Below are 11,590 nucleotides of genomic sequence, written 5' to 3' on the forward strand. Positions count from 1 at the left end.
GCACGAGGGCGAGAGGGCGAGAGGGCACGAGGGCGAGAGGGCACGAGGGCAAGAGGGCGAGAGGGCACGAGGGCACGAGGGCACGTAAGTGCTGGCTTGGCGCGAGCTTTTGATTCTGCGTGCCCTCTCGCCCTCGTGCCCTCGTGCCCGCCAGCTACTCCAGCGTCTGACCAATGGCCTCCAGGGCGGCGCTCTCACCGCTGGAGCTCAGGGCGTGGAGCAGCGCCCTGCGGATTTCCGCGGGCTGCGGCGCCCGGTACAGCTCGATCATCGCGGGCACTCCGCGCGCGGGAGGCACCATGCTCAAGGCGCGGACCGCATGCAGCCGCAGCGGCAGGGCTTGATCGCCGCTGACCAAGGCTTTCAGGCTGGCCACGTCGCCGGCGATGGCGAGCGCATCGATGGCGCTGCGCTGGGCATCGCGATCGGTCAGGGAGGGCAGCAGTTCGGCCACCTTGGCGGACTGACCCATGGCGCCCAGCACCCGAATGGCGTGACTCTGCAGCTCGGGATCGGTTTCGCTGCGGGCCAGCCGCAACACCAGTTCCGGGCGGCCGCTGACCAGTCCGGCATCGATCACCGCGCGCTTCAGACTGTCGTCGCTCTCGCGCTGATAGTAAGCGACCAGGCGATCTGCTGCGCTGGCGTCGCCGGCCAGAGCCAGTGTCTGGATTGCTTCGCGCTTGAGTGCGGCCGAGCCCTTGCCTTCGAGGATGCTCTCGATGGCCGTCGCGGCGGCAGCTGCATCGAGCTGCACCATGATGAACAGTGCGCGCTTCTTGATGCGCTCGCTGTGGTCCCCCTCCAGCACTCGCGACAGGATCGGGACGGCCTTGTCCGGACTGCTGATCATCAGTGCGTCCAGGGCCATGATCCGGCTCTCGTCGGCCGGACTGTCGGCGCCCATCAGCTCGGCCGCATCGTCTGCCCAGGCACTGTCGGGGTACTCGGAGAGCAGTTTCTGGCTGAGTCCGATGGCGCCGGCCCGGTCGCCTGAGCGATCCAGCGCATAGGCCTGCCAGTACAAGGCGGCATCGCGGCCGGCGCCTCCGCTGCGGGCCAGGGATTCTTCCAGGTTCCTGAACTGCTGCACCGCAGCCAGCCAGTCCTGGCGGTCCAGAGCTGCGTGACCGGCTCGATAGAGGCTGCTGGCTTGCCGCGTCGCGCTGGGCAGATCTTCGCCGGGCAGCGCCAAGGCCTGTCCGGTGAGGGCCAGGCACAACAGCAGTGATCGAGTGAAATGGCGAATCATGATGGATGTCCGTTCAAAGTCGTTGCGTTGCCGCGCCTTGCAGCGCCTCCAGCGCCTGCAGCCGGTACAGCAGATCGCGGCTGCGAATCTGTTCCTGGGCGAGGCGGGCACCACCCAGGCCGCCATCGGCGTCGCCGTTGGCCAGTTCCAGCAACACCGGCTCCAGCTCGATCAGGAATTGCGCCAGTACCGGCTTGCCGGCGCGCTCGGCAGCTGCGGCATAAAGTCGGTTGCCCTCGATCAGGCTGCCGGCCAGCGCGCCCAGGTCAACATCATCGCCGTTCTTGGCCACTCGCAGCAGTCGCTCGGTCTGGCTCAAGTGTTGTGACAGGTGGGCTGCCAATACCCGCTGGCCACCATCATCGCTGAGGCTCGCGGTCAGCGCTGCCGGAACCTCGGGCACCGACTCGCGCCAGTTGAGCCCGATGACCAGCCCCAGGCCGACGCTGGCAGCCAGGGCAAGGGCCGGTGCCAGCCAGCTCAACCAGCCTGGGCGCTCTGGCTTGGGCATCTGCGCCTGTACCCGCGGGCGCAGTTGGCGCCAGATCCGGGACTCGAACTCCGGGTCAGGTTCGGGAGCAGACAACGCCTGGCCGGATGCATCCAGCAAGCGTCTCAGTTCGGCATAGCGCCGCGCCGTGAGTGGATCCTCGGCAATCGCGGCTGCGATCGCTGCCATGTGTTCGGGGCCCAGATCCTCCCCGAACTGGAACATCAGCAGTTCCTCATCGCTGGGCTTGATCATGATGTACTCGTTTCAAAATGGGCGAGGTGGTCGCGCATCTTGCGCACTGCGCGAAAAATGGCTTGCTTGCAGGCGTTGACATTGCTCGACAGCGTCAGCGCAATCTCGGCCAGACTGCGTTGTTCCAGGTGCCGAAGGACGAAGACGCTGCGCTCCAGCGCCGTCAATTGCGAGAGCGCCGCGCCGATGCCCACGGCCAGTTCGGCCTGGCTGGCCTGGCCCTGAGGATCGGCCAGCTCATCTTCCAGGTCGGCTGGCATGTCCGCATTCATGTCCTCGGGATGCCGTCGGCGCAGGAACTCGATCGCCGTATTGACCGCGATCCGGTGCATCCAGGTGCCGAACGAAGCCCGTCCGTCGAATTGATCCAGCCGCCGGTGGGCCTTCAGAAAGGCCTCCTGCAGCGCGTCCTCAGCCAATGCAGGATCGCCGAGCAGGCGCGCGCACACCGCGTGGCAGGAGCGCGCATGGGTTTCGAACAGACGCTGGAACGCCCGCATGTCGCCACGGCGACAGCGTTCCACCAGCGCTGAGTCGGATTCAGGGTGCATGCGGGCTTGGACGAGGATGACGGGGGAAAGGTTACGCCGCGATCCTGGTTGTCGGTTGTCGGTTGTCGGTTGTCGGTTGTCGGTTGTCGGGACTCGGGACTCGGGACTCGGGACTCGGGACTCGGTCGCGCTCACATCCTGGCGTCATTGCGAGCCACCTGTTTCGGCCCGACACTGCCCACGGGCTATGAACCCCGCGGCGTCATTGCGAGCGTAGCGAAGCAATCCAGGGATGTGCGGCGCTACCCTGGATTGCTTCGTCGCTGCGCTCCTCGCAATGACGCATCAATAACTTACGATATGGGTTCATGGAGAGCCACCTGTCTCGCCCCGACACTGCGCACGTGCCATGGACCACAAACCCGCCTGTAGGAGCGACCTCGCGTCGCGACCGGCAAGCCGCAGGTCCACAGTAGTGGTCGCGCCACAAGGGCGCTCCTACCAGTGGACAAAGGCGTCGCTGCGCTCGCAGTGACGCTAATCCAAGTGTGCGCCACCACCAAGCACCAACCGGCAACCAACAACCGACAACCGACAACCGACAACCGACAACCATCGAGCCAGCCTGTACCAATGGACAACTAGGCCGAACCCGGTGCGCGGCCTAGCCTTCGCTGCCATGTCGCATAGCCGTCTTGAAGGGGAGAATACGCTCATGTCGCTGCAGCCCAATCGTCTTGCCGTTGCACTTACGCTGGCGCTGGCCACCCTGCCGGCGACTGCATTGCATGCCCAGGATCAGCCCGCCGGCACGGACGCCGATCGCTCCGAGGCCGCCAAGCTCGGGACCATCACGGTGACTGCCCGCAAGCGCGAAGAAACGCTGCAGGAAGTGCCCATTGCCGTAACCGCCTTCAGCGACCAGAAGCTCGAGGACTTCAACGTCGAGGATCTGTCCGACCTGGGTGCCCAGGTGCCGAACATGACCATCTACGCCGCGCGCGGTTCCTCCAGCACGGTGACCGCCTACATTCGCGGTGTCGGTCAGTCCGATCCGCTCTGGGGTGTTGATCCGGGCGTGGGTATCTATCTCGATGATGTCTACATTGCCCGCCCGCAGGGTGCACTGCTGGATGTGTTCGATGTCGAGCGCATCGAGGTGCTGCGTGGTCCGCAGGGTTCGCTGTATGGCAAGAACACCATCGGCGGCGCGATCAAGTACGTCTCGCGCGCGCTCAGTCCGGATTTCGGCGGCAACATCAGTCTGACGGCCGGCAGCTACAACCAGCAGGACGGCAAGTTCAGCGTCAACGTCCCGCTGTCCGACTCTGGCTGGGTGGCCCGCTTTGCCGGTGCCTCGCTCAGCCGCGATGGCTTCGGCGAGAACAAGTTCACCGGCCAGGATGTCAGCGACAAGGAGATCATGGCCGGTCGCTTCACGCTCGGCTATGTCGGCAGCGAGCAGTTCTCGATGCGCTTCACTGCCGACGGCATCGACGATGCCTCCGCCGTGCGCGGCGCCCGCATGCTGGCGGCCAACCGCTTCGCGCCCACGGCACTGCCGCTGGATGATCGCTATGACGTGCGCAACGGCATGCCCAACATCAATGACACCACGATGGAGGGCTACAGCCTCACGCTCGACTTCAAGCTCAATGACGACTGGTCGATGAAGTCGGTGAGCGCCTATCGCAAGTCCGACACCGAGACCAACATCGATTTCGACACGCTTCCGAACATCATTGCCGACGTCAAGGCCTTCTACCGCGACAACCAGCAAAGTCAGGAATTCCAGTTCAACTACGATGCCGGTGGTCAGCTGTCGGGCGTCGCCGGTCTGTACTGGTTCCAGGGCGAAGCCGGGGGCACGGTACTCAACAACTTCTTCAACGCCGTCTTCGGCAACACCAATGGCCAGGTCGACACCGATTCAATCGCGTTCTACGGCGAAGGTACCTGGCGCTTCAACGACCAGTGGGCGTTGACCGTTGGCGGACGCTGGACCAGCGAAGAGAAGAAGGTCGACATCTTCAATCAATCCTTCAGCGATGCCACATACACCGTAGCCACTGCCACGGTGTCGGATCTGAACGACTCGGTGAAGTTCACCAACTTCTCGCCCAAGGTCTCGATCGACTATCAGATCACCGACGACACCCTGCTCTACGGCTTGGCCTCGCGCGGCTTCAAGAGCGGTGGGTTCAATATCCGCGCCAACATCTCGGCGGTGCCGGCTTCTGGTCGACCCTTCGATGATGAGCAGGTCACCACCTGGGAACTCGGCGCCAAGATGGCACTGGCCGACGGCAACTGGTTCTTGAACGCGGCTTATTTCTACAGTGATTACAAGGACATCCAGCTGTCCATCTTCACGACCATTCCCAACAGCAACCCGCCCGCCTTCTTTGGTGACTTCACCAACGCCGGCGCCGGCACAGTGCAGGGTATCGAACTCGAACTGTTCGGCCAGCTCAGCGACAACTGGGTGGTGCAGGGCAATCTGGCCTGGCTGGACGCCGAGTACGATGAGTTCATCAGCGCCGGCGTCGATGTCTCCGATACCCAGAAGTTCACCAATGCTCCCGAATTCTCCGGTGCCATCTCGCTGCAGTACATCCGCCCGCTGGAGTCCGGCGGCGAGATCCGCAGCCGAGTGGGCTACAGTTATCAGAGCAAGGTCTATCCCACCACCGATCTGTCCGAAGCCATCGCTCAGGACGGCTATGGCCTGCTCAGTGCCGGCGTGATCTGGCAGGTGGATGACCAGTGGAAACTGGCGCTGGAAGGCAACAACCTCACCGACAAGGAATACCGCACCACCGGCTACAACATCGGTGCACTCGGCATCCTGACCGGCTTCTACGGCGCTCCGCGAACGGTGTCGCTGACAGCGAGCTATCAGTTCTGACGGGGACGAGGGCACGAGGGCGAGAGGGCACGAGGGCACGAGGGCACGTAAAAGCAGGTCGGCCCAAGCTCTCGTATTCTCGTGCCCTCGTGCCCTCGTGCCCTCGTGTAAGCTGCACCCGTGGACAAGACCGCCGCCATGACGCACATCCTGATTGCCGATGACCACCCGCTGTTCCGGGCGGCATTGACACAGGCGCTGCGCGAACTGGTGCCGGGTGCGAAGCTGGTGGAAGTCGCGACGCTGGATGCGGTGCACGATTGGCTGGACAGCAATCCCGATACCGATCTGGTGCTGCTGGATCTGCATATGCCCGGCAGTCATGGGCTGGCCGGATTGGCCTCGATCCGCTGCCGTCACCCAGCGGTTGCCGTGGCCATGATCTCGGCCAACGACGACCCGGCCGTGATCAGCCGGGCCATCGACTTTGGCGCCCAGGCCTTCATTCCCAAGAGTGCCGCCCCGGGCGAGATCAGCGCCGCACTGAATGCCGTGTTTGCCTGCGAAACCTGGGTGCCACCGGCCTTGCAGGGTCGGGCGCAGATTGCCAGCGTGCGCGATCAGGATCTGTCGCGACGACTGGCCAGCTTGACGCCGCAGCAATATCGCGTGCTGGAGCTGGTGGCGCAGGGCCAGCTGAACAAGCAGATCGCTGATCGCATGGGCATCCAGGAACGCACCGTCAAGGCTCATCTGCAAGCCATCTTCGAAAAGCTCGGCGCCCGCAACCGCACCCAGGCCGGTGTTTTCCTGCGGCAGCTGGAACTGACCGATCCGGCACGGCAGATCGAGGTGGTCTGAGTGCAGGCCGGCACGCTGCTGGTCTGCGGCGCCGCGTTGTGGGTGGGTTTGCTGTTTGCCGCCGCGGTCTACGGCGAGCGCCGACCGCAGGGTCTGGCGCGGCGCTGGGCCTGGATCTACGCCTTGTCGCTGGCGGTCTACTGCACCTCGTGGACCTTCTATGGCACCGTCACCCAGGCCATGCGCCATGGCTGGTGGGTGCCGCCGACCTTTGTCGGCACGATCTTGTTGTACCTGCTGGCCTGGCCAATGCTGGAGCGACTGGTTGACGAGGCGCGGCGTCGCAACAGCACCTCGATCGCCGATCTGCTGGCCTCGCGTTTCGGCAAGAGCACCGGGGTTGCCGCGCTGGCCACGGGCATCGCACTGATCGGGCTGGTGCCCTACATCGCACTGCAGCTGAAGGCGGTGGCGCAGAGCTTTGATCTGCTGGCGAGCGCCCTGTTCACCGAGACGCCGCGCGGCTGGGGCGACAGCGCAGCACCGGCCGCTGCACTCATGGCTCTGTTTGCAATGGTGTTCGGTACCCGCCGCACCAGCGCCAGTGCCCATGGCGTGGTGCTGGCCATGGCCTTCGAATCGATCATCAAGCTGGTGGCGCTGCTGGCCGTGGGAGGCTACGCGGTGTTCGCGCTCCACGGCGGTTTCGGCGATCTGGCTGAAACTGCACGGCAGTTGCCGGCGCCGACCCCGCCGGGTGGCAATTTCCTCACCCTGGTGCTGCTCGGCGCTCTGGCCATGATCTCCCTTCCGCACCAGTTCCATCTGGCGGTGGTCGAGTGCCGTGATCCGGCGCATGTACGCTCTGCGCGCTGGCTGTTTCCGGCGTACCTGCTGCTGATCAGCCTGTTCCTGCTGCCGCTGGCCTGGGCTGGACAGCTGTCGTTGGCCGGCAGCGCCATACCGAGCGATCTGTACGTGCTCGGCTTGCCACTCCAATCAGGCGCCGAGCCGCTGGCCATCCTGGCTTTCCTTGGCGGCATGAGCGCGGCTTCGGGCATGGTGGTGATGGCCACGCTGACCCTGGGCATCATGGTCGGCAACCATTGGCTGACACCGCTGCTGTTGCCGGGTTCCGGTGGCGATCTGCGTCTGCGCGTGCTCTGGCAGCGACGTGCGGTGATCGTCGCGGTGATGGCGAGTGCCTACCTGTATTCGCGCTTCATCGGTGCTGGCGAGGTGCTGGCCGATGTCGGTGCTGTGGCTTTTGCGGCACTCGCGCAGCTGGCGCCGGCGGTCCTGGCGGCCTTGTACTGGCCAGGCGCCAGTCGCCGCGGCGTGCTCGCCGGTCTGGCGGCAGGCTCGGCTCTCTGGGCCTATACCTTGCTGTTGCCAGCATTGGCGCACGGTGTTGGCGCGGCCGGCTGGCTGGCCAGTGGCCCCGGCGGCATCGGCTTCCTGTCACCGCACGGCCTGTTTGGCCTGGGGGGGCTGGATTCGCTGACCCATGGGGTGTTCTGGAGTCTGTCGATCAATGTGCTGGTCTTGATCTGGGTGTCGCGCAGCGAAGCCGAGAGCGCCAGCGCCGGTGACGGTGGTCGACCGCTGACCCGTGCCGAGCTGCGCGAAGTGGCGGCGCGCCTGCTCGAACGCGGGCGCGTGGCCCAGTTGATGGGACCAGAAGCGCTCGATGAGGCCGCCACCGCCGCCGATGATCAAGCCCTGAGCGCGGTCGAACTGGAGCTCTCGGCGCTGGTGGGAGCGGCTTCGGCCAGGCTCCTGCTGGACGCCGCCCGCCGTGGTGCTCGCGGCGAGCTGCAGGCCATGACCCAGGTGGTCGGTGAGGCGCGTGAAGCGGTGTCCTTCAGCCATGCCATTCTCGACACCGCGCTGGCCAATCTCAGCCAGGGGATCGCCGTGGTCGATGGCGAACTGCGGCTGGTCGCCTGGAATCAGCGCTACGAGGCCCTGCTGGGCTATCCGCCGGGATTTCTGCAGGTCGGCCGTCCTGTGGCTGATCTGTTCCGCTACAACGCCGAGCGCGGCCTGTTGGGTGAAGGCAGTCTCCACGAATTGGTGCAGCGGCGGCTGGATTATCTGCGACAGCGTTCGGCCTACGTCTTTGAGCGTGACTGGCCGGATGGCACCGTCATCGAGATCCGCGGCAACCCCATTGCCGGCGGCGGTTTCGTCAGCACCTACACCGACATCAGCGCCTTTCGAAGGGCCGAGTCGGACCTGAAGACCGCCAATGAAACCCTGGAGGCCAGGGTCGATTCGCGCACCCGCGAACTGTTGGCGGCCACCCAGGCGGCGGAGCGTGCCAATCAGGCCAAGACCCGCTTTCTGGCCGCCATCAGCCACGATTTGCTGCAACCGCTGAATGCGGCGAATCTGTTCACGCACGCTCTGGCCCAGCAACTCAAGCACCCCGAGTACCAAGGCAGCGTGCACAACATTGCCAGCGCGCTGGGCAGTACTGAAACCCTGTTGGCCGGACTGCTGGATCTGTCTCGCCTGGACGCCGGCGGATTGACACCGCGGCCACGGCCGTTTCCGGCGCGCGAGTTGCTCGACACCTTGACCACCGAGTTCGGGCTGATGGCCGCCGAACGTGGACTGCGGCTGGTCATGGTGTCGTCCAGTCTGTGGCTGCACAGCGATCCACAACTGTTGCGACGGGTGCTGCAGAACTTCGTGGCCAATGCGCTGCGCTACACCCAGCGTGGCCATGTCCTGATCGGTGTGCGGCGACGCGGCAATCTGGCTGAGTTTCTGGTTGGAGACACCGGTCCGGGCATCGCCGAGGCCGATCGCGAGCGGGTATTCGACGAGTTCCAGCGCCTGCCCACCGCGCGTGAGGCAGCACCTGAAGGGCTGGGTCTGGGGCTGGCGATCGCGGCGCGCATCACCCGATTGCTGGAGTTGCCGATGGTGCTGCGAAGCCATCCTGGCCGTGGCACCCTGATTGGCGTGCGAGTGCCAGTCTGTGCGCCGGTGCCTCAGGCCGCAGCACCGGCTTCGGCGATGCCGCGGCCCATCGCCAGCGGGCGCCGGGTGCTGCTGGTCGACAACGAGCCCGAGGGCGTGCGCGCGCTGTCGGCGCTGCTTCAAACCTGGGGCATCGAGGTGCTCAGCGCCAACGATGGGCAGCAGGCCAGTGCCTTGCTGGCACAAGGCCCGGTGGACGCGTGGATTCTCGATTACCACCTCGACCGCGGCGATACCGGTCTGGCCTTGCGGCAACGGTTGCTGGACCAGTTTGGCGCCTGCCCGGCCATTCTGGTCAGTGCCGACCATGGCCCGGAGTTGCGCGCGCTTGCCGTCGAGCACGAGATTCACCTCTTGCACAAGCCGATCAAGCCGCTGGCATTGCGCTCGCTGCTATCGCGGATCTGGACCTGAGTCTTGCCGCTGGCTGCCGATCGCGTGCGCTCGGCCTCCCACTCCCATGCCCGATCGGGCAATGGTCCCCGGCCGTGCCGCAGCGTAGGATCGCGCCAACTTCGTTTGTTGCCAGACCCATGCGCCAGACCCTGATGTTGCTGCTGCTCGCGCTCGGAGGTTGCGCGACCATGAATTCGGATTCCAGTTTGACCCGATCAGTACCCACCGCCCAGGAACTGCGCTCTGACGATCTGCTCACGGCCGGTCTGGGCCTATCGGGGCTTGCCGATGCCAAGCCACCGGTGGTCGGGAGCGATGCTACTGGGCGCAGACGCCTGGCCTACTATGGCAACTGGCGGGGTATTGCCGATCTGTCGGCCGGCGGTGGCTATGGTCAGCTTTATGGCCATATCCAGGCCGTTCCTGGCGTCGAGATCAGTGCCTGGATCGGCGAGGTTGGCCTGTGGCAGCCGCACGGCGTGCTGCTGCAGATCCCCGACACTTTTGATCCCCAGAACCCGTGCCTGGTGGTAGCGCCTGTGTCGGGCTCGCGCGGGGTCTACGGCGCTCTGGCCACAGCCGGCGCCTGGGCGCTGTCGCACGGCTGTGCCGTGGTCTACACCGACAAGGGTGCCGGTACGGGTTTCTACGATCTGGACGCTGCCATCGGCCTGTCCATCGACGGCGAACCCGTGGCACCGGGTCCGAATGCCGGCTTCAATGCCGATGCCGCACCGCCTTTCAGCTCGGCGGTTCGCGGTGTGGCTGTCAAGCATGCCCATTCCAAGGACAACCCCGAGGCCCATTGGGGGCGCATGACCTTGTCGGCGACGCGTTTTGCGTTGTTGCTGCTGGAGGACAAGTATCCAGGTCATCGCTTTCGTGCCAGCAACACCCGGGTCATCGCTGCCAGCATTTCCAATGGCGCCGGCGCGGTCTTGCACGCGATCGAGCAGGATGACGAGGGTCTGATTGATGCCGTAGTGGCTGCCGCACCCCAGATCAGCATTGAAGGCGTGCCGAGCCTGCTCGATTACGCCACTCAGGCGGCATTGCTTGCGCCCTGCGCGCAGCTCATTCCGGAGATGGCCGGCACGCCGCTGGCACCCTATCTGGTGCTGCGCAAGGCCGAGTTTGAAGCCCGATGCGCCAGTCTGGCAGCCAGCGGCTGGGTCCATGGTGCCGACACCGTAGCCCAGGCACGCTCAGCCTACGCGCGCTTGCGGGCGCTTGGATTTCCGCCCACCGCGCTGGCCAACAATGCCACCAACATCGCCGCCGACATCTGGCGCGCGGTGGCCGTGACCTACGCCCAGAGCTACGCCAGGGCCGGTGCCGACGAGCAACTGTGCGGCTATCGCTTCGCCATGGTCGATGCCGAGGGCAAACCGCGGGCGGCAACGGCCGCCGACCGCGCGCTCTGGTTCGCCACGTCCTCCGGCATCGCGCCCAGCGCCGGCGTGCAGATCATCGGTCCGCAGGGGGATGCGGCAGATCCGGCGCTGGCCGGCTTAGGCTGTCTGCGCCAGGCCTACGACTCGGCAACTCCGATCGGCGATCGTCTGCGCAAGGGCGAGCGCGAGATTCGGGCGCTGGGTATCCTGCCGGATCGACCTGTGGTCATCATTCATGGTCGCGAGGATGGATTGATACCAGTCGGCGCAACGGCCAGACCCTACGTCGAGTCCGCTCTGCGTCACGGCGCCCGTCAGCTCTCCTATTGGGAGATCGAGCACGCTCAGCATTTCGATGCCTTCCTGATGCAGCCCGCCTACGCCGAGCGCCATGTGCCCTTGCTGCCGTACTTCTATCAGGCTCTGGATCAGGTCCATGCACAGCTGCGGGGCGGGCCACCGCCGGCGCCCAGCCAGGTGGTGCGCAGCCAGCGCCGAGGCGCCGCCACTGACGGTGGCGTACCGAAGCTGACGCAGGCCCATCTGGGTCAGGTTCGGGCCGATCCCGGCAGAGACGCCATCGGGCTGCAGGGCGAGCGGCTGGTGGTGCCGGATTGAGTCGCGGCGGGGTACGGGACTCGGGACCAGCATGTCCCTGATCTGCGGTCTTTG

At 65.5% G+C, this 11,590-nt stretch carries 7 protein-coding genes; 4 read left to right on the forward strand and 3 right to left on the reverse strand.

Annotated elements, in window-relative coordinates; genetic code table 11:
• Positions 1 to 154: 154 nt before the first annotated feature.
• Genes H7A19_02365 through H7A19_02375 form a run of 3 tightly spaced genes read right to left on the reverse strand, consistent with a single transcriptional unit; the run spans position 155 to position 2,548 of the window.
• Entirely contained in the window at positions 155 to 1,252 is a 1,098-nt protein-coding gene (locus H7A19_02365) for a tetratricopeptide repeat protein (protein ID MCP5473666.1), read from the reverse strand.
• A gap of 13 nt (positions 1,253 to 1,265) precedes the next feature.
• The gene (locus H7A19_02370) at positions 1,266 to 1,997 is read right to left on the reverse strand and encodes a hypothetical protein (protein MCP5473667.1); all 732 of its coding nucleotides are present in this window, start codon (positions 1,995 to 1,997) and stop codon (positions 1,266 to 1,268) included.
• Positions 1,994 to 2,548, reverse strand: coding sequence for an RNA polymerase sigma factor (locus H7A19_02375; protein MCP5473668.1), 555 nt, complete (start codon positions 2,546 to 2,548; stop codon positions 1,994 to 1,996). The genes H7A19_02370 and H7A19_02375 overlap by 4 nt, the downstream gene beginning before the upstream one ends.
• A 661-nt stretch (positions 2,549 to 3,209) precedes the next feature.
• Between H7A19_02375 and H7A19_02380 the strand changes: the two genes are divergently transcribed.
• The 4 genes from H7A19_02380 to H7A19_02395 all read left to right on the forward strand — a co-directional run bounded on the left by H7A19_02380 (position 3,210) and on the right by H7A19_02395 (position 11,536).
• Complete coding sequence (locus H7A19_02380) at positions 3,210 to 5,396, forward strand: TonB-dependent receptor (GenBank protein ID MCP5473669.1); 2,187 nt, start codon at positions 3,210 to 3,212, stop codon at positions 5,394 to 5,396.
• A 138-nt stretch (positions 5,397 to 5,534) separates the two neighbouring features.
• The gene (locus H7A19_02385) at positions 5,535 to 6,197 is read left to right on the forward strand and encodes a response regulator transcription factor (GenBank protein MCP5473670.1); all 663 of its coding nucleotides are present in this window, start codon (positions 5,535 to 5,537) and stop codon (positions 6,195 to 6,197) included.
• Positions 6,198 to 9,542 carry a PAS-domain containing protein gene (locus H7A19_02390; protein ID MCP5473671.1) on the forward strand — a complete coding sequence of 1,115 codons (3,345 nt, stop codon included), beginning with the start codon at positions 6,198 to 6,200 and terminating at the stop codon, positions 9,540 to 9,542. It abuts the gene before it with no gap.
• 170 nt (positions 9,543 to 9,712) lie between these two features.
• A complete protein-coding gene (locus H7A19_02395) occupies positions 9,713 to 11,536 on the forward strand; it encodes a hydrogenase (protein ID MCP5473672.1) in 1,824 nt (607 codons plus the stop codon).
• The last annotated feature ends 54 nt before the right edge of the window (positions 11,537 to 11,590 follow it).

This window comes from Rhodanobacteraceae bacterium (assembly GCA_024234055.1).
In the GTDB taxonomy this organism is placed as follows: Bacteria; Pseudomonadota; Gammaproteobacteria; order Xanthomonadales; family SZUA-5; genus JADKFD01.